Below are 22,850 nucleotides of genomic sequence, written 5' to 3'. Positions count from 1 at the left end.
GGGAAGAAATATGAATATAAAAAAAGCGTTTGCGGGATTATCTTTGGTTGCACTAATGGCAGTTGGGGGCACAGTCTTTGCAGCTAGTCCTATGGAACATAAAACGATGAGTGAAGAAGATTGTATGACAATGACTAAGAAAGACTGTATGGAAATGATGAAAAAAATGAGTGAAAAAGATTGTATGGAAATGATGAAAAACATGAGCAAAAAAGATTGTATGAAAATGATGAAAGATATGAAAAAATAAAGAATTATCTATGATGTAAAAAATGAGATGTTTCTTCTGTAGAAACATCTCATTAACATTTATTCTTTAAATTTTAACAACCTTAATGCATTTAATATAACAATTAATGCAGCGCCTGTATCACTTAAAGCTGCCATCCAAAGTGTTAGCCAGCCCGGAAAGATTAAAACTAATGCAATTACTTCAATAAGTTTGCCTTTGATAGTCTGACTACACTTTTAATACTCTAAATGCATCTCTTACTTTTTTGGCAAAATCTAGTGGTGGTTCAACCGATTCAAAGTGCATATACATTGCCCGTGGTTCTTCAAATAACCAGTGATTATGAATAGATGTAACTAAAATGTCCCTTTTTCGAAGTTCAGTTAATAACGGGTTAACTTCTTCTTGTAAAAGAACTGTTTCCCCTAAATTTAACGCATTTCCCCTACTATCAACATTTTCAAACGTAAAAAATTGCGGATTGACTAATGGAGATTGTGTTCTACGGTCAAGAATAGTAAATCTAATATTACGAAACTTTTGTACCAAGCATACCCCTTCTGGAGTAATCATTCCGTCTCCGTTTAAGATTCTTGCAAATTCCTGACATAATCTTTTTCGTTTTTCCGTACTCATAAAAATCCCCTTTCAAAATTTATATTCCACTTTTCTATGAAATTCACGATTATTATATTCATCAGTTTTAATTATTAGACGAGGCTATTAGTTTAATACCCTCAACTTCTAATAATCTAGGTTATATGAACATAAAAAATCCTTCAGAGTATGTTCTGAAGGGGTGAGCCATCGTCTTTCCATTAGATAAAATGCGTGAGCTTACTCAGAAAGTTGCAAAAGGGGATAGCGTGTACAAGCTGATGTTGATAGCAATAACGAAAACGTTGCCTTAGCTCATTCATTTCAAATAAGCCGGGAGTTGGGGAGTATTGAAAGGTTACGCCGGACACATGTCTGGATGTGGTGCATCAACTACGAACACCACTCTCAACTATTCGCGGTTATATAGAAGCTATACGAGATGGATTAACGTAAGAATAGTTACGCATCAGATTGTAACCACGTTTCTCCCCGAATGGGCAATTCTATAAAATTCGATATGGATTTACCTGAGAAGTTTCCAAAGATATGGATCGATCAGGCTTACTTGATCCAAGTTCTTATTAACCTATTTGATAATACTGTTCTTTATACACCGGAAAATGAGTCTGTACATCTTACTAGACAAGAAGATAATGCAATACTGAGATTTCGCTTGACGAATATGGGTGTAGAAATATCAAAGGAAAGTTTATCATTAATTTTTGAAAGGTTTTATCGGGTAGATGAATCTCGTTAAGAACATAAGGGGGAGCATGTATTGGACTTGCTCGTGCCATTGTTGATAAATACGGTGGAACCATTTGGGCGACAAGTGAAAATTATTCTACAACAATATACCCGGAGCTGCCTCTTTCAAATACTTAACTCTTCAAAAAATTACATTGATATATGAAACTATAGGGCCTGAATATTCTTTGAGGAGTGTTATCTTTGCTTGATTTAGCTGATGCTATGGTTACCTTACAGCAACAAATTTATATATCGGTTTGGACCAATGTCTTTATTAATAAAAGTTCATAAAAAATATTATTATTATCCCCTTGTCTCTAGGGTATAAATAGAATTTAATTCAGATACCTTAGTCAGCTAAGAGTAAATGATCGATGGGGGTTAATAAAATGACTTTTAGTAATTCAGCAGATGATTGGAGTAATCAAATTATAAATAAAATAGAGGAATTGAGCATACCAGCTCAGTATTATTTGTTTCGTAATTTTTTAGATAATACATTACATCTATCAAATAATTTAAGCAATAAAACAAGATGGATCCTTATGTACTTCTTAGAAATTGAAGTGAAAACCTTAAAACAACTCGAAATGGATATTTACTATGAGTATTTATTAAATGATATAGAGCTGGAGAAAAAACAAGCGAAATTGTAGCTTAACCAATTTCGGGTTTAGTTCAATTTGGAGTGACAAAGGATAAATTATACAGTTAATTTGGAAATAAGTATGACGGGTGTAAAGGTATATATTTAACACGCTAAGAAAAAATGAGGAGGACCACGACAATCCAATATAAGTGGTCCTTTGGAAATTAAAACACATTCACCTTATAGTTATCTTCTTCTCTTCTCTTAACTTACTTACAAATATCTTCTGTTGAAAATAAGTCCAGTCCAATAATATGTTTTCTTATTAGATACACATCTTTACTATTAGGAATAGGAGCTGTGACAATAGTCTATTAGTGGAGCAACAACAGCAATCTTTATTCAGCTGATTGTTCGATAACAGAAAAATGGCCTTTTATCTGATTTATAGTATTATCCGGAGCATTTCCCCAATAAAAAGATAACAATGTTTCTTTATTTTAAGTACCACAATGTTGTAATATCCTAAGAAAATTCCAAGATTAATAGTCTTTATTAGTATAGATTTTCTTTAACACTGTTTTCCCGATATAAGGGATTCAATCATTTCAGTTATTTTCTGTCTCTGATTTGGTGAAAGTTTTTTTGCAGTATCTATTAAGTTCATCATATCTGCTGAAATATCCTCACTGTCAAAAAAATAAGTAATGGAGGTTTCTAAAGAATTACAAAGCTTTAATAAGGTTTCAATCGATGGAGATTGTGTATTATTTTCTATTCTATTTATAGTAGTTCTATGAACACCTGACAATTCTTCTAAATTGATTAGTGAATAGCTCTTTTCTTGCCTTAAAGTCTTTAATTTTTCCCCTATATTTAACATTATTAAAACCTCTCCATAGTTAATAGAATTCCTATTTATATTTTTGGAATAATCATAACAAAAATTTTTCGAAAAAAAATAAAAAAAGCGCAAACGCTCAAAATATGTTTAAAAATGTGCGTTTATGCACATAATGTATTTATTGTTATTTGTTCCAACTTTAGGAGTGAGGGAAATATGTCAATTGATACAAAGAGATTAAGTATTGGTAAAATGCTCGGAAGTGTTAATGAGGTTTACCGGATACCACTTTATCAAAGAACCTATAATTGGGGAAAGGATCAATGGAATGATTTATGGGAGGATTTGATTAAGCTTGAAGGAGAAGAAACGCATTTTCTTGGTTTTGTTATTACCATTGGTTCGGAACGCAAAAAAGGGTTTAGTTTTTTTGAAGTAGTCGATGGTCAGCAACGCATTACTACTGCCTTAATAGCACTGACAGCCATCAGAGATTTTGCGGAGGAAATAGACAAAGACCGAGCTGGATATATAAATAACTATTTTTTAAAGAGTTCAACAATAGATGACCAAGAAGCTAAACTCATTCTGGGTAGAAAAGACAATAAGGTATTCAAAAGATTAGTGGAGAAACGGGTAACAAAAGACGAGGCTAAATCAGAAAAAATAATTCAAGCATATTTCTTTTTTAAAGAAAAACTTCAAGAAAAAGGTATACAGTGGCAGAATGTGTATACGAGATTATTGGAGTCATTTGATCTTGTTTTAATGGTAACGGATTCCTACTACGATGCATTTAGGCTGTTTGAAACACTAAATAATCGAGGATTGTCTCTTTCTTCAGTGGATTTAATAAAAAACTACCTTCTAAGTACGATCGCTTCTAATGAATCTATGTTGGAAGAATGTATAGAGATATGGGATAGAATTATTGAGAATATAGAAGAAATAGAATCTGTCCGGCATGATAAGGTCCGATTTTTTAGGCACTATTTATTCTCAATTGAATACGGTATAGTCCCTATTCCAAAATTGTATTCCAGATTTCAAAAACTCATTGATAATACAGACGATATTTTAAATCTTGTTGAGGATATATGGCTTAAATCGGAAGTGTACGTAAAGTTGTACAATGGAATTTTAGGTGTAAAAAGAGTTGATGAAAGATTAAATACCTTAGTTCGTATTGAGGCTACAACTTGCTATCCATTGCTAATAAAATGCGTTTCGATGGAACTTAAGAATGAGCAATTATTAAAAATTCTAAAAGCTATTGAAGTGTTCACCCTTAGAAGAAGTATATGCAACATTTCTACTAGGGATATTGACAGGATTTATAATCACCTGTCTTTGGAAGCATTTGATAAAGAAGATCCCATAAACTATATAATTGGGTACTTACAAAAGCGGACCCCGAGTGATACCGAGTTCTATTTGAGTTTCCAAAGTAGAGACTTTACAAGGTCCCCACAGACAAAATATATCTTGGAAATGATTGAAAATGCTTTAACAAACAATACAAAGGAGAAAATGATTAGTTCGAGAACTGATGTTCATATAGAACATATAATGCCTAGGGAATTGCGAAAAAGATCCAAAGTAATTGTTAGCACCTGGGAAAAGGAGCTAGGATCAAGAGCTTCTGAGCATCAACTATTTGTTAATCGTATTGGTAACCTAACTCTTTTGGGAAGTGAATTGAATATTGGGGCTTCAAATAATCCATTTGAAGAAAAAAAACAGAGATATGGTCAGTCCAATATTCTATTAACAAAAGAACTATGTAAGAAAAAGAAGTGGGATTTTGATGAAATCATAAACAGAAGTAAATACCTCGCAGATATTGCAAAGCAAATATGGAGTTTTAAAAATTTAGTATAAAAGAATTCAAAAAAATTTCTTTCACAGGTCTTTCTTTAGCGCAATAGTTACTAGACTATTGTGGTAATTAATAATTTAAGTTGCGGGGCACGGTAGTGAATCCAAGTTATGCCATTTAATCGCTTGGCATAGCTATGTACACGCTCGTTCTGTACATTGTTAATATTTGAAAAAAAACTCTTTAGTGAAAATCGGAGAGTTTTTTATTTAGGGTGCTTATGGAATGTTTCGTTCAATTCTTTAGTTGAAGATTATATCTCAGGATTTCTTCGTCGTATACCCACTTATTTTTAAGTTAATGTGTTAAACATTTTCTAGTGAAACGATGAAAAAAGATTTTACTTAGAATGTTATACGTGTTTTCAAGAAGAAGTAGAAATATAGAGGTGAGGAAAAGGAAAAATAATTACTTTTCGTCAGTAAAGGGGAGATATAACTGCATTATCAAAGTAAATTGCAGTCATACCTTTTTCCCTAGGTGCACTCCTATAAGTAAGCTGCCATCATTGGTAGCTTTTTTAACGGGATAAAAGTTAAAAACCTAAAAAACGCCCTTCAAAGGCTGAGGTTTTGAGAAGAGATAATTAATTTATTAAAGAAGTTTATGTATCCCCTTGTTTTTTATTAGGCATATCGAATTTAATTCAAACACCTTAGTTAACTAAGAGAATTAAATCAGATTGGGGATAAATAAAGTGACTGTACATAGATCAGCAAGAAAATTGAATTTAATAAATGGTGACGCCATTAATGAAATTAAAAAGATTGATAGTAATTCAGTTCATTTAATCTGTACGGATCCGCCATATTTTATATCTAGAAAGACGAATTTTAAAAGTGGCGGTGGTGACCAAAAAAAATATGGTTCTATTTCAATGGAATTTGGTGTATGGGATTTAAAAGAGAATAGTGTAAATTGGTTTTCTCTTTTACAAGAATTTAAAAGAGTTCTAGTTCCAGGCGGAACAATGGTCATTTTTTACGATATTTTTAAAATGAGTGATATATCAAAAGTTGCGGAAAATCTGAAGTTGAAACAACAAAGAATAGGGATTTGGGAAAAAACCAATCCGGTCCCAATAAATGCGAAAGTAAATTATTTGTCAAATTCAAGAGAGTATTTTATTTCCTATACTAAAGGGAAAAAAAGAACATTTAATTCTTATTATGATAAGGCTTCTTATGAATCACCTATAGTTAGCGGAAAAGTGAGATTTCATCCTTGTCAAAAGCCAGTTCCTGTTCTCGAAAAAATCATTGCAACTCATACCAATGAAGGTGAAACAGTATTAGATTGTTTTATGGGTTCAGGATCAACAGGTCAGGCTGCTATAAATCTAAATCGGAACTTTATTGGTTTCGAATTAGATAATACCTACTTTAACCAAGCTTCAAATGCTTTGAAAAAAAATATCGTAAGGTAAATGATGTTGTTGCAGTTGAAACCTATTATAAAATGAGTGTCTATCATACTGTCTTAGGGACAAAACTGTATAGCACCGGGAAGGGGCATCGTAAAACGATGTCTTTCTTGATTTTGAGTGAGGAATATCTGCGAACAAGGGGTAAGGAAAGCAGAAAGACTAACTATCCTTCTCCTATTGTATTCTTAATACTCAAATGGACTTTAGGCATCCATTCAAGTTACCGTATTATATTTTTTAATGATTTTTCTAATGAATTACAATATACTCTAGTTCTTTTAATTCTCTTCAAAATCATAAGAGCTTGTTTAATGATGGATAATTCTTCCTTTTTTATTCTATTCTTTAATTTCCAATAGGCCTCATCACTTAATCTTTCAATGCCAGGAAAATAGAAATCAATACTGCAAAAGCTTTTGTTTTGTTCGTCAAATATGATTTCAACTAGTGAGTTTTCATTATCTTTTATCTTGAAAGTGAAAATTCGAACTGTTTCATCGCATAAGCCACCAAGCACAGGCATTTCAAATTTAGTTGGTTTCCCTATTAAATAATCAAGTTCGATATCATATGGAAGCCTAATGCAATTTAATTCCTTTGGTTGAAATGAAACAATATCTTTGCTCATTTTATTTTTCTCCTTCCATTAAAAAATATGTCTTTCAAAAATTCCGCTCAACATTTCTAATACTTATAGTTTAAATTGAAATGGTTTAAGAGCAATTTTGCGTCTTTCGCATAAGTATTTCTCCTATAAGGTTTAGAACTTCGTTCTGGAGAGTCTTATCTTGATCAGGGATATGTCACCACACCAAATATTAACTTTATTTCCTGTAATTTATATATCTTATATTATACTAAATTGGGATAAAAATAAAACTTTGTATAAGTTAATATATCAATAGTTTGGTTAGTAAGGTTGAAAACTTAGATGGAAAGTATCATAAAATCATCAAAACGAATGCCTTTTTTGAAAAAAAATATAAAAATGCAATTTCAATAACTACCGGTGTATAAATCTGTGATGATCAACTCTTTTTCTTAAGGAGCTCAGATAGAATACTCAACATTTGAATTATTTGTTTTTTATAGGTGTGATCTGAATAATAGGTTAAACTTGGGGTAGTTAAATTAAGAGAGAAGGGATATTAAAATTATGATCACAATTTTGTTCGGGAAAAGTAATTCACAAAATTATCCCATGGCAATCAGACAGGCTAAAAGAAGTGCTGACAACTATACAGAAAGTGATGAAGGAAAGTTTGTTATACATAAGGCTATTTACTCTTACGAAAATTACGTAAAGGCAGAGAAACTTTGGAATACTGTTGGAAATTGGAAGAGTACTGAAATGTATATCCAAGATGAACTGGCTGTAGGAATTCATTTTTTTGAGATTCGAAGAGTCATGGAATGTGCAAAAAATCTAGAACGGTCGCTCTTACCAAATCGGTACTGTGAAGGGCATGATGAAGGGAAAAACGAAAAATATTTTGCATGTAACCAATTAAATAGTGTTGTACGCTATCCAGATATCACGGGTAGATCATATTATAGAGAAGATACTGTTTGGTATCATTATGGAACATTTGATGAGGATTATAAAACTTTTACCATAGATAAAGAAGCTATAAAAACCTTATTAAATAATGAGGCTGATCAAAAAAGAATTTCAATATGTCCACATTTTTCAATTGATCGGATAGATGACTTAATAAATACATTGCCTAATAATATTAACTTGGTAGATCAAGAGGAATATGTAGTTGATAAAGAATCAACACCTCCTAAACTTCGTACAAAAGCAGAATATGAAGCTTTACAAGATTCTAAACAGCCACTATCTTTTAATTATAAACAAGATGAAGAAGAAGAAATAGCACCGGTTGAAACAAATATTAATTTTGAGGATATTGGTGGTTTAGAAGAAGAAATCCGGCGGATTCGTGAAAGTGTAGAACTCCCAATAACACATCCAGAACTTTTTGAACATTATGGTATTACTCCTTATAAAGGAATCTTGTTGTTTGGTCCACCTGGAACAGGAAAAACTTTATTAGCAAAAGCAGTAGCGAATGAGTCTAAAATGAATTTTTTTAAGGTAAGTGGTCCTGGAATTTTTGATAAATGGTTTGGAGAATCTGAGCGAAAATTAAGAGATATCTTTGAAACAGCAAAAAAACAACAACCAAGCATTATCTTTTTTGATGAGATTGATGCCATTGGTTCAAAAAGAACCGAGGATTCAACAAATTCTCATTACAGCAAGATAGTTACTCAACTTTTAACCTTAATGGATGGAATGGAATCACGTGACCAAGTTATTGTTATGGCAGCGACAAATCGTCCAAACAGTTTAGACCCAGCTCTTCGGAGGCCCGGTAGACTTGATACAGAGATTTATATTGGCCCTCCAAGTGAAGAAGGCCGAAAGAAAATACTGGATGTGCATACTAAAAAAATGCCGTTGGATATGTCAGTGAATTTAACAGATATATCGTCTACTTTACATGGTTACGTTGGAGCAGATATAACAGCTCTTTGTAAGGAGGCCGCTTTACAATCTTTAAGAAGACAATTACTTGACGGGAACCTAGAGACTAAAGCTTTGAATGATATGAAAGTAAATTTAGAAGATTTCAAACAGGCTAAAAAGCAAATTGTTCCTACTGCCGGTCGTGAAGTGTTGGCATATACTCCAACTGTTAATTGGAATCATGTAATTGGCTGTTACCGAGTAAAAGAGGAACTTGAGAAAAAGGTAATTAAACCATGGCGTTCTGCAAACCTTTATAGAAACATCAGGAAAACGAAAGGGATTTTATTTAGCGGTCCTTCAGGTACTGGAAAAACATACCTTGCTAAAGCATTAGCCACTGAACTCGGTATGAATGTTATTTCTCTCAAAGGTTCCGATGTATTATCCAAATATCAAGGTGATTCTGCAGGCAACCTTAAAAAATACTTTGAAAAAGCGAGAGAACTTGCCCCTGCTATGATTATAATCGATGAGATAGATGCAATAGCCCCTAGTCGTTTGAAAAATAAAGGGGGAAATGATTTAGTAAATGAACTATTGTCACAAATGGATGGATTTGATGCATTAACTGATGTCTTAGTGGTAGGAACAACAAATTATTTAGACATTCTTGACGAAGCCGTTCTAAGACCTGGGAGATTTGATATCCATATAACTGTCTCGATTGCTAATCTTATTGAAGCTAAAGAATTGGTTAGTTATTATTTAAAGAAATCAGGATTTGAATATGACGCATCTTTGATTGACACTATTGGAAGTAGGGTGAAAACCGGAGCAGAGGCAGAACACATAGTGAATCAAGCTGCTTATGAGGCCATCTGGAGAGATGAACTTATTTTAACGAAACATCACTTTTCTTATAAATAAAGATCATTGGACTTTGATAAATTTGATAAAAATAAAGAAAAACTGGTAAGAATATCACAGATATATTTTTTACCGTTTTACCCGTCGGATAATACCCAACTAACAGGTGACCAAAATGGAAAGATTCCAAGAAGTTGTGGTTTACGTAATTGATCTTCCGTACCAATCCATTAATAAAAGGCCGTAGATGGGATGGAGAAGAATAATATTTGGAGGAGGACAAGAAATAAATAAGTATATTGAAGACCTGGAGGAGGTTTAATCCAAAAACTTCAAAGAATCCATCTTTTCTCCCTTCGAGGAATTGCCATTCTAACTGTCTTACAATGTTAAAGTTATTAAGATTCGAGAATGATTCAATAAATAAATGTATAAGGACCACTTTCTAATAAGAAGTGGCCCTTTTTCTGTCTATCAAAAAAAAACAATAAATTTCCATTTCTCAAATTGCAAAAATGCTTCTATATATATATTCCAGATTTAATGTGCTATTTAGAATTTTTGAAATATCACTCTTTATTCCCTTTTAGCTGTTCTAGTCTTTCGTATACTTTCTGAAAATGTTTTTCTTGTCCATTTTGTTTTGGGTGGTAATACTTTCTGCTTAACAATTCGTCAGGTAAATATTGCTGATTAACCCATGACTTGGGATAATCATGAGGATATTTATATCCATGGCCATGCCCCAAGACAGCAGCCCCCTTATAGTGAGCATCCCTTAAATGCAATGGTATTTCTCCATATGTTCCATTTCTTACATCTTCTAGGGCTAAATCAAGGGCTTTATAAGCACTATTTGTTTTTGGAGATAAGCATTGTTCGATAACAATATTAGCAAGTGGAATACGAGCCTCGGGAAGACCAAGCCTTTCTACTGCATCTACCGCAGCAACAGTTCTTACACCCACTTCCGGAGCTGCTAGTGAAATATCTTCATATGCAATTACTATTAATCTACGGCAAATTGAAATTAGGTCCCCTCCTTCAATTAGACGAGCTAGATAGTGCAAAGCTGCCGTAGTATCACTTCCCCTAATTGATTTTTGTAGCGAAGAGAGTAAAGAATATAAAATATCCCCACGCTTATCATGAGAGAACCCCTTGTTTTGTACACATTCCTTAACTAAATCTATTTCTACGACTATACTGTTATCTTCATTAACTTGCGACGCATATACAACTTCTTCAAGAACATTTAAAGCTGAACGAGCATCGCCATTGGTTGAAGTTGAAATAATTTCAATTGCTTCGTCCGATATGTTAATATCTTGCTTTCCAAGTCCTCTTTCATCATCAGATAAAGCACGGGAAAGCAATTCTTTAATATCTCTAGGATTTAACGCTTTAAGTTCCTTAATTTGTCCACACCGACTCCGAATAGCAGGATTTACATCATGGAAAGGATTTTCCGTGGTAGCTCCAATCAAGGTAATTAATCCTTTTTCTACATGTGGTAAAAGGTAGTCTTGTTGAGCCTTATTAAATCTGTGAACTTCATCAATAAATAAGATTAGTTTACCTTCTATTTTTGCTTGCTCAACTGCGTTTTCCATATCCTTTTTACCAGCAGTTGTAGCATTAATTGATATAAAAGGTATGTTAACTGTTCCGGCTATCGCTTTAGCTATTGAGGTTTTTCCTACCCCTGGCGGTCCATAAAGTAAAGTAGAAGGAACAAAACCGTTAACAATCATTTTATATAAAGCAGTATCTTTTCCAATTATATGTTTTTGCCCAGCTATTTCATTAATAGTTCGTGGTCTCATTTTATATGAAAGGGGCATATTATTCTCTTTTTGTATATCGAATAGGTCCATTCTAAAGTATTTCCTCCTTCATTTAAAACTTATACATTATTATAACTTACATACGGAAATCCTTGAAAAAACAAAAAACTAAATGTATGGGTAACAACTACATCCTCGCGAAGTAAATATACCTTAAGAAATTTAGACATATCAAGAATTAGATTAGGGCCAAATACAATATATGCAATATGAATTCCGGTCTATTAGTGATTTTTAATAGTGTTTGGTTTTATTGTTAAGAAAATCAGAAATTTGTCAATAATGAATTCAAGAGAGGGTTATGTAACAATCTTAGTCATAATAAGATAAACCAAGAAGGTAATTTTTTTATTTAAATGCGAATGGTTGAGGAAGTGTAGAAGTCTTTTTATTATTTTAACTTAAAAAGAACACTTAGGTGTTGTAGTGTTTATAATCCTAATTATTAGTATAATTAATCTCAAAAACAATATATTTTCAGTGAGGAAAATATATATTCCCTTTGGTAATATTGAATTTGTTATTAAATCTCATATAAAAATGTACATATACTTTTTGGAAAGCGGACAGAACATCATAATGGGCATCTCCATCCTTGTCATGCGAGAAGCTTTTTTTCTGCATGCATTCCTCGGCAATTTGCAGATCTATATGAATGGTTCCGGACTCATCGGGTTCTGTGGAAATGACGGCGAGCTCAAGTGCGTTAAGGGCACTGCGGACATCCCCGTTCGAAGCAGTCGCGAAATGGGTTAGGGCATCAAAGCTGACCTCGGTTTTATATGCACCAAGTCCCCGCTCTTCATCATGAAGTGCCCGTTCCAGCGCTTTGGTTATATCATCGGTTACCAATGATTTGAGCTCGAAAATCTGGCACCGGCTTCTGATGGCCGGATTGATGGCATGATAGGGATTGCTGGTCGTTGCACCGATCAGGGTGATCATCCCGTTTTCAAGATAAGGCAATAGGAAATCCTGCTTCGCCTTATCGAGCCGATGAACCTCATCAAGCAGCAGAATCACTTTACCGGACATTTTAGCTTCGGCTGCCACGATTTCCATATCCTTTTTATTATTGGTCACTGCGTTCAGTGTCCGGAACGCAAACTTTGTGCTTCCGGCGATCGCACTTGCGATCGATGTTTTGCCAATTCCCGGGGGACCATACAGGATCATGGAAGAAAGCTGCTTGGCTTTGACCATCCTTGCGATAATTTTTCCTTCACCGACCAGATGCTCCTGCCCGATGATCTCATCAATCGATCGAGGCCGCATCCGGAAAGCAAGCGGTTTAATATTCATTGCGCACCTCTCCTTTTTATATAAGGTATCACAACTGATGGGGGAAATGCGCTGATTATGCTATAAAGGAGGGTGATTTCCTATTTATGCAGTCTTTTTGGGGATTTAATGTGTGCTGTATGGTTATCAATCGATCTAGCCTCACGAGCGAATAATTCGATCTAGCCCCTCGATCGGTTTACATTTCATTCTTTATTTTCACTTTTCCTATCTCTCCAATTAGGATAATTTGACAAAGGAAGGGCGGGTGAATGCATTTCCGGCGGGAATATGCTATAATTTCAAAAGAATTTAGAAACGGATAAATAATTTGAGGTGTATATGTATGAAGATATCTACTAAAGGCCGTTATGGTTTGACGATCATGATCGAGCTTGCTAAACATTATGGAGAAGGCCCGAAGAGTTTGAAATCGATTGCCCAGACGCATAATTTGTCGGAGCATTATTTGGAGCAGTTGATTGCGCCGCTTCGTAATGCGGGGTTGGTGAAGAGTGTCCGCGGTGCGTATGGCGGGTATGTCCTGTCTAAAGATCCTCAGGAGATTACTTCAGGTGATGTCATTCGTGTATTGGAAGGGCCGATTACGCCTGTTGAGGGAATCGAGGATGAAGAGCCGGTGAAGCGTCAGCTTTGGATCAGGATTCGCGATGCCGTGAAGGATGTATTGGATAATACGACGCTTATGGATTTGGCGAGCTACAAGGATACGGGTGAAATCGATTCTTATATGTACTATATTTAATTGATCAGCAATGCGCCTATTATGTAGGCGCTTGCGTTTTTTAATGGAGGCGACAAAAAAGTGGACAGAATATATTTAGATCATGCTGCGACTTCACCGATGCATCCGAATGTGATCGATACGATGATGAGGGTCATGAGCAATGATTTCGGAAATCCGTCGAGCATTCATGCTTTCGGACGGGAGGCGCGGCATGTTTTGGATGAGGCGCGTTCGAGTATTGCAGCGAGCATCGGTGCTGGGCGGAATGAAATCATTTTCACGAGCGGCGGAACCGAGGCTGATAATACGGCGATCATTGGTGTTGCGAATGCTTATAAAGAACAAGGGAAGCACATCATTACGACGGAGATTGAGCATCATGCGGTCTTGCACACTTGCCAATACCTTGAGAAGTCTGGCTTTGAGGTCACATATTTACCTGTGAATGAGGCGGGGCTTATTTCGATTGCCGATTTAAAGGCGGCATTGAGGGATGACACGATTTTGGTTTCGGTCATGTTCGGCAATAATGAGGTGGGTACGATCCAGCCGATTGCTGAAGTAGGGCAGGTGCTCAAGGGTCATCCAGCCATTTTCCATACGGATGCGGTTCAGGCATATGGTTTGATCTCTATCGACGTTCGTGAGTTGGGTGTGGATTTGCTGAGTGTATCCGCGCATAAAATCAACGGTCCCAAGGGAATAGGCTTTCTTTATATTCGTGAAGGATTGAAGCTGAATCCGCATTTATATGGCGGGGAACAAGAACGCAAGCGCCGTGCTGGTACGGAGAGTGTACCGGCAATTGCCGGTTTTTCAGAAGCTGTTTTAATTGCACAGAGCACGATGGAAAAGAAAAAGGAGCAATACAAGCGATTCAAAGACGTATTGCTTGCCGTCTTTGATGAGGCGGATGTACAATATGAAATTAACGGATCCATGGAACAGTCGCTGCCGCATTTGCTGAATGTCAGTTTTCCGGGTACGAATGTGGAATCGATGCTCGTAAATATGGACTTGGCAGGTGTTGCTGTATCGAGCGGGTCCGCTTGTACTGCCGGGTCAATCGATCCGTCGCATGTGCTTGTGGCGATGTTCGGGAAAGATTCGGAGCGGACGAAGAATTCGATTCGTTTCAGCTTCGGTTTGAACAACACGGAAGAGGAAGTAAGGCAGGCGGCTGAAACCACCGTTAAAATCGTTAATAGATTAGTGAGAAGATAATTCTTACTTTAAATAAATGAGGTGACAGAATGAGAAAAGCACCACAGGACACCCGCGTCGTCGTAGGTATGTCAGGAGGCGTGGATTCTTCTGTGTCAGCCCTGCTATTGAAGAATCAAGGCTATGATGTGGTCGGGATTTTCATGAAGAACTGGGATGATACAGATGAAAACGGAGTCTGTACGGCAACGGAAGATTACAATGATGTAATTGCCGTTTGTAATCAAATCGGCATCCCTTATTATGCAGTCAATTTTGAAAAGCAGTATTGGGATAAAGTTTTCACTTATTTCTTGGATGAGTATAAAGCGGGCCGTACCCCGAATCCGGATGTAATGTGCAATAAGGAAATCAAGTTCAAGGCTTTTCTTGAACATGCGGTAAGCCTTGGTGCCGACTATGTGGCTACAGGTCATTACGCACAGGTTGAATACCGGGATGGCGAATACAAAATGCTGCGCGGTGTCGATAATAATAAAGATCAAACGTACTTCTTGAACCAGCTTACTCAAGAACAGTTGGAAAAAGTCATGTTTCCGCTTGGACATATTGATAAGAAGGAAGTCCGTGAAATTGCGAAAGAAGCGGGTCTTGCCACGGCAACGAAAAAAGATTCTACAGGGATCTGTTTTATCGGTGAACGCAATTTCAAAGAGTTTTTAAGCAATTACCTCCCAGCTCAGCCCGGTGATATGGTCACGATGGATGGCAAGGTTATGGGCAAGCATGACGGATTGATGTATTACACGATCGGTCAGCGTCACGGTCTGGGAATTGGCGGCAGCGGCGATCCTTGGTTTGTTGCGGGAAAAGACTTGAAGCGCAATGTACTGTATGTGTGTCAAGGCTTTGATAATGATGTGCTGTATTCCAATTCCCTTCGTGCAGTGAATGTCAGCTGGGTAGCGGAACATGCGCCTGCTGATGAATTTACATGCACGGCAAAATTCAGGTACCGTCAAGACGATAGCGGTGTTAAGGTGAAGGTCTTGGACAATGGTGATGTCGAAGTCATCTTTGACGAGCCAGTCCGCGCGATCACACCTGGACAAGCAGTCGTATTCTATGATGGTGAAGTGTGCCTTGGCGGCGGTACGATTGATGAAGTATTTAAAAAAGGTGAAAAACTGACTTACGTAGGGTAAAATAAGCATGTCCCCAGCTGTGTTTGCGGTTGGGGACTTCTTTTGGATTGCGGGTGACCGCCTGAATTCGACCACTGGCTTATGCTATACTTTTTAATATAAAAATGGAGTGTGAATGGATATGGATAAGAATCAACAAGGTATTGAATTTATGCAGCAAGGGAAATACGAAGAAGCGGCGAAAGTTTTTAATGAGGCGATCGAGGAAAATCCGAATGAGCCTGTTGCTTACATAAACTTTGGGAATGTATTGACTGCCGTGGGTGAAACGGATAAAGCGGTCAAGTTTTACAAAAAGGCGATCGAGTTGGATGAAAATGCAGCAGCGGCGTACTATTCATTAGGAAACTTATATTATGAATCCGATTCTAAACTGGTCGAAGCGAAGGATATGTTTGAAAAGGCCATCCGTCTGGGACTGGATAACAGCGATGCTTACTTCATGCTTGGATTGACATTGATGGCATTGGATCAACCGAAATTGGCGATGCCTTATCTGCAGAGAACGGTGGAGCTGAGCCCTGAGGATGTTGATGCGAGATTTCAATATGCGTTATGTCTTGCTAATGCGGAATTGTATGATGAATTGATCAATCAACTGAATAAAGTTGTGGAACAGGATCCGGGCCATGCGGATGCTTATTATAATTTAGGCGTTGCGTTTGCAGGGTATCGTGAGGATGCGAAAGCCGCGATGGATTATTTTGATAAGGCTTTGGAAGCACAGCCTGACCATATGCTTGCTGCGCACGGTAAGAAACTGTTGGAAGAAATGAATGCAGAGTAAATAAAAAGCATATGCATGGAAAGGTGGGGAGAAGCGTTGAGCCAGCAAGATTCGTTGGATTTGTTTTCAGAAGAGAAAAAGTTCATGAAAGGCAGTCATTTAGTGACGATCTTTCATAATGAAGAAAATATGTACTCGGTTGTGAGAATTCGTGTGCATGAAACGAATCTGAATTATGAAGAGAAGGAAGCGGTCGTAACAGGTTATTTTCCAAGGATGCACGAAGATGAGATCTATATTTTTTATGGGGCCATGAAGGAACATCCGCGTTTTGGCCTTCAATTCCATGTAGAGCATTTTCGCAAGGATTTGCCTCAATCCAAGGAAGGCATCGTCAGTTATTTATCAGGTGACCTTTTCAAGGGCATTGGGAAAAAAACAGCCGAAAGCATTGTTGAGACACTGGGTGAAAAGGCCATTTCAAAAATTCTGGCTCAGCCTTCGCTGCTTGATGATATCCCGAAGCTATCAGGGGAAAAGGCAAAGGGCCTCTATGATACATTAGTCGAGCATCAAGGTCTGGAGCAGGTGATGATCGCCCTGAATCAATATGGCTTCGGTCCGCAGCTGTCGATGAAAATTTATCAAATGTATAAGCAGGATACGATCACGATGGTTCAGGGAAATCCGTATAAGCTCGTAGAGGATATTGAAGGGATTGGGTTTGGACGGGCGGATGAGCTTGGGCATCAGCTGGGCATTTCCGGCAGCCACCCCGACCGAATCAAGGCTGCGTGCTTGTATACGCTTGAATCCCAATGCCTCCAGGACGGAAATATCTACATAGAAGCCGAGCAGCTATTGGAAGCGGTCAAACGGCTGCTGGAGGAAAATAAACGTGATCGCATTGAGTTCACCAACATTTCCTCGGAAATAATCGAATTGACGCAAGAGGGGAAAATAGTTGTCGAGGATCAACGAATTTATCCGCCTTCGCTTTTCTATTCGGAAAAGGGAATCGTGATGAACATCAAGCGGCTGCTTGCTCAAACCGAGTATGAGGACCAGTTCCCCGAATCGGAGTTCTTGCTGGCACTTGGGGAGCTGGAAGAGCGGCTGGATGTTTCCTATGCCCCGGCCCAAAAGGAAGCGATCCAGACAGCCCTGCAATCACCGATGTTAATCTTGACGGGCGGACCGGGTACCGGTAAGACGACAGTCATCAAAGGGATCGTTGAGCTATATGCAGAGCTGCATGGTGTATCCATGGACATTAACGATTATAAAAAAGAAGGAAGCGATCCGTTTCCATTCGTACTTGCGGCTCCTACTGGCCGTGCAGCAAAACGCATGGCCGAGTCGACGGGGCTCCCCGCAGTTACGATCCACCGTTTGCTGGGGTGGAACGGGAGTGAAGGCTTTTCCCATGATGAGGATAATCAGCTGGATGGCCGTATCGTGATCATCGATGAGGTTTCGATGGTGGATACGTGGCTGGCCCATCAATTGTTTAAAGCTCTGCCGGAAAATGTCCAAGTGATATTGGTTGGTGATGAGGATCAGCTTCCATCTGTTGGCCCTGGGCAGGTTTTAAAGGATTTGCTTGCATCGAATTGTGTACCGACTGTCAGTCTCGAACATATATATCGTCAAGCTGATGGGTCATCGATCATTGAATTGGCCCATGAAGTCAAAAAAGGAAGGCTTCCGGATGATGTCACGAAACAGCAGGAAGATCGATCGTTCATTCGCTGCCAAACCAATCAAATCCCCCAAGTAATCGAGAAAGTGGTTGCCAATGCCAGGACGAAAGGCTTCACGGCCAAAGATATACAGGTGCTGGCCCCCATGTATAGAGGGCCTGCCGGAATTGATGCACTGAATAAAATGCTTCAGGAAGTGTTCAATAGCAATGCGAATGAAAAGCGGCGGGAAATAAAATTCGGAGATGTGATATATAGAACCGGAGATAAGGTGCTTCAACTGGTGAACCAGCCAGAGGAGGGTGTCTTTAATGGCGATATGGGGGAAATCGTGTCCATATTGTTCGCTAAAGAAAATACCGATTCTGTCGATAAAGTGATCATATCGTTCGAAGGCATCGAAGTGACTTACACGAAACAGGATTTGAACCAGATTACACATGCCTATTGCTGCTCCATCCATAAGTCGCAGGGAAGCGAATTCCCCATCGTCATTTTACCTGTAGTGAAAAGTTATTACCGGATGCTCCGCCGTAATTTATTGTATACGGCGATTACCCGCAGTAAAAATTTCTTAATCCTATGTGGTGAAGAAGATGCATTCCGTTTAGGGATCGAGCGTAATGATGAGATGCGCCGGAAAACGACTTTGCGTGAAAAGCTGCGGGAGATATTGAGTGAAGAAGAAATGCCGGTTGAAAAGGGAGAGGTACATCAAGAGGCAAGTTATCTTGATATTCTTATGCATGCTGACCCGATGATCGGGATGGAGAATGTCACGCCATATGATTTTATGTAGGTTCTTTTTGAAATTTGTTTAAAATTCATGGTTTTGGTGGAACTAATAAGGATATAACTTATATGTGAGCAGGGGGGATTTGATGAAAAAAGGTTGGATAATCGGGATAGTCGTTGTCGTTCTACTGGTCATTTATGGCGCATCTTCCTACAACGGACTTGTAAGTGCCAGTGAAGACGTCGATAATAAATGGTCACAGGTGGATAACCAATTAAAACGAAGAGCGGATTTGATTCCGAATCTTGTTGAAACGGTGAAGGGTTATGCCTCGCATGAAACGGAAGCCATTAAAGCGGTGAGTGATGCACGCTCGAAGCTGGCAGGTGCCAATTCGACCGAAGATGCGATTGAAGCCGATCAAGAATTGAGCGGGGCCTTGAGCCGTCTTTTGGTTGTTGTCGAGAACTATCCGGATTTAAAGGCCAATGAGAACTTTAAGGGTCTTATGGATAGTTTGGAAGGAACGGAAAATCGGCTGACGGTAGCACGAAAAGACTATAATGATGAAGTTACCAACTATAATAAGATGATTAAACGCTTTCCGAAGAATATGATGGCAGGAGCGTTCGGGTTCGATGCCAAACCATATTTTGAAGTGACCGATCAAGAAAAAGAAACGCCAAAGGTTGATTTCGGGAGCGATAAATAATGAAAAAACTCGCTGTGTTTGCGCTATTCTTCATTCTTACGTTCAGTTTAGCAAACGTGGCCGCAGCACAACCTAACATTCCTGAACCAGTTGGGGATATATATGTTCAGGACTTCGCCGGAGTCCTGGATGATCAGGAAAAATCCGAACTCATCGAACTTGGGAAACGATTGGATGATGCCACAAAAGCACAAATTTCCGTTTTGACGGTTGATTCGATGGAAGGATCCGAGATCGAGGAGTACTCGGTCGAGGCATTGAGATCATTCAAGCTTGGTGATGCCGAGCTGAATAATGGAGTCCTCATCGTGCTGGCCATGGAAGAACAGAAAATCCGTATTGAAGTGGGGTACGGTTTGGAAGGGGCCATTACCGATATAAAATCTGGACAGATTTTGGATGATGTGGCTATCCCCGCGCTGAAAGAGGGTAAATATGATGTTGCCCTGACGGAGACCTATAAGGCTGTATATAATGACGTCACGAAAGAATACAACCTAGGTGACGAGTTTTATCAAGATCTCTCCGTTCAGCCCGAGTCAGAAACCTTTCAGCCATCAGGTTTACAGATTTTCCTCATTATCATCGTCGTCATCATCGTTTTCATCCTCGATGCCAAGTTCTTTAAAGGGTTTTTCCTTCAAACGCTAATCAATATCCTTTTGATATTCATAAGTCGCGGAGGCGGCGGCCGTGGAGGCGGCAGCGGCGGTCCACGGGGCGGCGGCGGAGGAAGTTCCGGTGGCGGAGGTGCCAGCAGGGGCTGGTGAAAACAGGTGGATCTGACCGGGAAACCGGTCTTTTTTTTATGTATGGCCCCTGTGTTGGCCCAACAATGGAAAACCTTTCAGCACATCTATTTTCAGTAGTAAAGAGATAATAAAAATGTTCGGAAAGGCGGGATGACCTTGCGGACGTTTTCTTTATTGAAAGGAATGCCGGTTTTTACAATCAAAGGAGATAGAATCGGCACGGTCCACGATTTATCAATTTCTGAAATGGGACAGGTAACGGGGTTGGTCGTTCATCAGCAAGCATTGTTCAAAAGAGCTTTTCATTTGAAACTTGACGATATTTCTTCATTCGGTCCAGATGGGATCGTCATCAGCCAGCAAGATTCAACCTTAAGGAAAGTGCCTGCGGATTCCATTTGCCTATCGAAGGACGAATTATTGGGACGCATGCTGTTTTCAGAAATGGGCGAAGAACTTGGTTTACTGCAGGATGTATATTTCAAGGAAAAAATGGGCACGATTATAGCGTATGAAACAACGGATGGGTTTTTCTCGGAGTCGACAGTGATAGAATCAAAACAGCCGCCTGCATTAGGGAAGGACACCATCATTGTTTCAGTTTATGAACAGTGAGGTGTCCATTTTGGAAATTAAATGTCCGAATTGCCGCAGTAAAGATGTTGGGAAGATTGGCGTAAATCAATATTATTGTTGGAATTGCTTTATTGAAATGACTCTGTCCGAAGGGCTCATCAATACGCACCAAGTCGAGGAAGATGGAAGTTTAAGCTCATTGGACGATTTGTTTGAGGAAAATGACCGCCGCTTCGGTATGTAAATAACGGAAGAGGTGTTTGCAATGGCTAGACGTTCACGCAATACTCTAATGAATATGGGTTCGGACTTGATGAACTCGAAGATGATCAAACGGAACATGAAGAAAATACGCAAAAGATTAAAGTCATTATTATAGCAGGAATGGGTGTCCTGATAATGAGGGCACTCTTTTTTATGTATGAAAACCTTCCGCCTTTCGAAGAATAAATGAGCGGGGGGTGTTTATTGTGAGTATTCGGCTAAAGTGGTTTTATCGCCTGGGTTTTTTATTGCTCTTATTTTTCGTCATCTATATTTTTATGAAACTTAAGCCCATGTGGGGACCTGCCGTTACTGTATGTGTGACGGTGCTGCTGCCCTTTTTGATCGGTGCGTTCATCAGTTACTTGCTGCACCCTGTAGTGGAATATTTAAATGAGAAAGGGATGCGTCGCTGGCTTTCGATCACGATCATCTATTTGTTGTTTTTCGGGGGGATCGGTTTTGCCGTTTATAAAGGGATTCCAGTGATGGTCAGTCAGGTTCGCGAGCTGTCGGAAAGCGTGCCGGAACTGGTTGAACAGTACCGGGGCAGGATTGATAAGCTCAATCATCAAACGGCGGCCTGGCCGTTCGGAATTCATGAAAGATTCGAAGAGGGTGTCACCCTTTTCGAAGGGTGGCTGAAGCGTATACCTGAAAAGGCGATGGAGTATGCAATGAAGATGATTGATTTCATCGTCCTGATAGCGTTGATTCCATTCATTGCTTTTTATATCCTCAAAGATTTCACCGTTTTAAAAAAAATGGCATGGTATATGACCCCGAAAAAATGGCGCAATCAGGGACGGGCATTCGTTCGTGACGTCGATGCATCGCTTGGCGGCTATATCCGCGGACAAATCATCGTCTGTGTCGTGATCGGTTTGATTTCCTCACTGCTCTTCTGGATAGCCGGAATGAAATATCCGCTTCTTTTGGGGGCGATAATCGGGATAACGAATGTCATTCCGTATTTCGGACCGATTATTGGGGCCATTCCTGCGGTGGTCATCGCCGCGACAATGTCAGTAAAAATGGTGTTGATCATCGCGGTCATCGTGCTTGTCCTTCAATTTCTTGAAGGAAATATCCTGTCGCCGCTAATAGTCGGTAAAAGCCTTCATATGCATCCGCTGTTCATCATGCTTGCATTATTGGCCGGAGGCGAAATAGGCGGTATCGTCGGCATGGTCCTTTCGATTCCCATCTTGGCTGTGTTGAAAGTTTTTGTACTTCATGCCCGCGTTCACTTTAGAAAGAAGCCGCCCCTTATTGACAAATAAAAGTCTTGTGAATATAATCCATAACATAAGATAATTCGTTGAAGGATGAAGTATGCTGAAGTCCATCTAAAGAGAGGGGTCCCCCAGGCTGAAAGGGACTGCCAGGTGAAGAGCAGCAGAAAGCTAGTCCTGAGAGCAGCTAATACCTGCCGTCACGCCGCGTTAAGGCTTTTATGAAGGTGATGG

The 22,850-nt window shown here is 38.7% G+C and carries 21 protein-coding genes and 1 pseudogene; 17 read left to right on the top strand and 5 right to left on the bottom strand.

Annotated elements, in window-relative coordinates; translation table 11 throughout:
- The first annotated feature begins 10 nt into the window (after positions 1–10).
- Positions 11–250 carry a hypothetical protein gene (locus MKX49_RS15870; RefSeq protein WP_336864812.1) on the top strand — a complete coding sequence of 80 codons (240 nt, stop codon included), beginning with the start codon at positions 11–13 and terminating at the stop codon, positions 248–250.
- A 210-nt stretch (positions 251–460) separates the two neighbouring features.
- On the opposite strand, the gene MKX49_RS15865 is transcribed toward MKX49_RS15870, so the two are convergent.
- Positions 461–868, bottom strand: coding sequence for a DUF1259 domain-containing protein (locus MKX49_RS15865; RefSeq protein WP_336864811.1), 408 nt, complete (start codon positions 866–868; stop codon positions 461–463).
- 342 nt (positions 869–1,210) lie between these two features.
- Here MKX49_RS15865 and MKX49_RS28460 point away from each other — a divergent pair, with 342 nt between their 5' ends.
- The 3 genes from MKX49_RS28460 to MKX49_RS15860 all read left to right on the top strand — a co-directional run bounded on the left by MKX49_RS28460 (position 1,211) and on the right by MKX49_RS15860 (position 2,238).
- Positions 1,211–1,285, top strand: a complete 75-nt coding sequence (locus tag MKX49_RS28460; RefSeq protein ID WP_419721590.1) for a histidine kinase dimerization/phospho-acceptor domain-containing protein — start codon at positions 1,211–1,213, stop codon at positions 1,283–1,285.
- A 40-nt stretch (positions 1,286–1,325) separates the two neighbouring features.
- Positions 1,326–1,589, top strand: coding sequence for an ATP-binding protein (locus MKX49_RS28455; protein WP_419721588.1), 264 nt, complete (start codon positions 1,326–1,328; stop codon positions 1,587–1,589).
- A gap of 382 nt (positions 1,590–1,971) precedes the next feature.
- Positions 1,972–2,238, top strand: a complete 267-nt coding sequence (locus tag MKX49_RS15860) for a hypothetical protein (protein ID WP_336864809.1) — start codon at positions 1,972–1,974, stop codon at positions 2,236–2,238.
- 504 nt (positions 2,239–2,742) lie between these two features.
- On the opposite strand, the gene MKX49_RS15855 is transcribed toward MKX49_RS15860, so the two are convergent.
- Positions 2,743–3,054 (bottom strand): helix-turn-helix domain-containing protein, encoded by a 312-nt coding sequence (locus tag MKX49_RS15855; protein WP_336864807.1) that lies wholly within the window; start codon positions 3,052–3,054, stop codon positions 2,743–2,745.
- A 177-nt stretch (positions 3,055–3,231) separates the two neighbouring features.
- Here MKX49_RS15855 and MKX49_RS15850 point away from each other — a divergent pair, with 177 nt between their 5' ends.
- Positions 3,232–4,896, top strand: a complete 1,665-nt coding sequence (locus MKX49_RS15850; RefSeq protein WP_336864805.1) for a DUF262 domain-containing protein — start codon at positions 3,232–3,234, stop codon at positions 4,894–4,896.
- A 695-nt stretch (positions 4,897–5,591) separates the two neighbouring features.
- Complete coding sequence (locus MKX49_RS15845) at positions 5,592–6,320, top strand: DNA-methyltransferase (protein WP_336864803.1); 729 nt, start codon at positions 5,592–5,594, stop codon at positions 6,318–6,320.
- A gap of 220 nt (positions 6,321–6,540) precedes the next feature.
- Here MKX49_RS15845 and MKX49_RS15840 read toward each other — a convergent pair whose 3' ends face one another.
- A complete protein-coding gene (locus MKX49_RS15840; protein WP_336864801.1) occupies positions 6,541–6,948 on the bottom strand; it encodes a hypothetical protein in 408 nt (135 codons plus the stop codon).
- A gap of 528 nt (positions 6,949–7,476) precedes the next feature.
- Between MKX49_RS15840 and MKX49_RS15835 the strand changes: the two genes are divergently transcribed.
- Positions 7,477–9,726 carry an AAA family ATPase gene (locus tag MKX49_RS15835; RefSeq protein ID WP_340876960.1) on the top strand — a complete coding sequence of 750 codons (2,250 nt, stop codon included), beginning with the start codon at positions 7,477–7,479 and terminating at the stop codon, positions 9,724–9,726.
- A 509-nt stretch (positions 9,727–10,235) separates the two neighbouring features.
- Here MKX49_RS15835 and MKX49_RS15830 read toward each other — a convergent pair.
- A complete protein-coding gene (locus MKX49_RS15830) occupies positions 10,236–11,543 on the bottom strand; it encodes a replication-associated recombination protein A (RefSeq protein ID WP_336864797.1) in 1,308 nt (435 codons plus the stop codon).
- Between the two features lie 522 nt (positions 11,544–12,065).
- A pseudogene (locus tag MKX49_RS15825) lies at positions 12,066–12,815 on the bottom strand (AAA family ATPase); the annotation flags it as partial.
- A 325-nt stretch (positions 12,816–13,140) separates the two neighbouring features.
- On the opposite strand from MKX49_RS15825, the gene cymR reads away from it, so the two are divergent.
- The 10 genes from cymR to MKX49_RS15775 all read left to right on the top strand — a co-directional run bounded on the left by cymR (position 13,141) and on the right by MKX49_RS15775 (position 22,664).
- Positions 13,141–13,560: a cysteine metabolism transcriptional regulator CymR gene (gene cymR, locus MKX49_RS15820; protein ID WP_034308657.1), complete on the top strand. Its 420-nt coding sequence runs from the start codon at positions 13,141–13,143 to the stop codon at positions 13,558–13,560.
- Positions 13,561–13,620: 60 nt separating this feature from the next.
- Positions 13,621–14,766 carry a cysteine desulfurase family protein gene (locus MKX49_RS15815; protein WP_340876959.1) on the top strand — a complete coding sequence of 382 codons (1,146 nt, stop codon included), beginning with the start codon at positions 13,621–13,623 and terminating at the stop codon, positions 14,764–14,766.
- Positions 14,767–14,795: 29 nt separating this feature from the next.
- The gene (gene mnmA, locus MKX49_RS15810; protein WP_034308651.1) at positions 14,796–15,911 is read left to right on the top strand and encodes a tRNA 2-thiouridine(34) synthase MnmA; all 1,116 of its coding nucleotides are present in this window, start codon (positions 14,796–14,798) and stop codon (positions 15,909–15,911) included.
- Between the two features lie 121 nt (positions 15,912–16,032).
- Complete coding sequence (locus MKX49_RS15805; RefSeq protein WP_340876958.1) at positions 16,033–16,698, top strand: tetratricopeptide repeat protein; 666 nt, start codon at positions 16,033–16,035, stop codon at positions 16,696–16,698.
- A 36-nt stretch (positions 16,699–16,734) separates the two neighbouring features.
- A complete protein-coding gene (gene recD2 / locus MKX49_RS15800; RefSeq protein WP_340876957.1) occupies positions 16,735–19,140 on the top strand; it encodes an SF1B family DNA helicase RecD2 in 2,406 nt (801 codons plus the stop codon).
- Between the two features lie 79 nt (positions 19,141–19,219).
- Positions 19,220–19,789 carry a LemA family protein gene (locus MKX49_RS15795; protein ID WP_372464783.1) on the top strand — a complete coding sequence of 190 codons (570 nt, stop codon included), beginning with the start codon at positions 19,220–19,222 and terminating at the stop codon, positions 19,787–19,789.
- Positions 19,789–20,559, top strand: coding sequence for a TPM domain-containing protein (locus MKX49_RS15790; RefSeq protein WP_072273254.1), 771 nt, complete (start codon positions 19,789–19,791; stop codon positions 20,557–20,559). The genes MKX49_RS15795 and MKX49_RS15790 overlap by 1 nt, the downstream gene beginning before the upstream one ends.
- A gap of 138 nt (positions 20,560–20,697) precedes the next feature.
- Positions 20,698–21,156 carry a PRC-barrel domain-containing protein gene (locus MKX49_RS15785; RefSeq protein ID WP_063594210.1) on the top strand — a complete coding sequence of 153 codons (459 nt, stop codon included), beginning with the start codon at positions 20,698–20,700 and terminating at the stop codon, positions 21,154–21,156.
- The gene (locus tag MKX49_RS15780; protein WP_034311361.1) at positions 21,146–21,361 is read left to right on the top strand and encodes a hypothetical protein; all 216 of its coding nucleotides are present in this window, start codon (positions 21,146–21,148) and stop codon (positions 21,359–21,361) included. The genes MKX49_RS15785 and MKX49_RS15780 overlap by 11 nt, the downstream gene beginning before the upstream one ends.
- Positions 21,362–21,587: 226 nt before the next feature.
- Complete coding sequence (locus tag MKX49_RS15775; protein ID WP_340876956.1) at positions 21,588–22,664, top strand: AI-2E family transporter; 1,077 nt, start codon at positions 21,588–21,590, stop codon at positions 22,662–22,664.
- The last annotated feature ends 186 nt before the right edge of the window (positions 22,665–22,850 follow it).

The organism is Peribacillus sp. FSL M8-0224 (assembly GCF_038003055.1).
Taxonomy (GTDB): Bacteria; Bacillota; Bacilli; order Bacillales; family DSM-1321; genus Peribacillus; species Peribacillus frigoritolerans.
This window is presented reverse-complemented; position numbering and strand designations above follow the sequence as displayed.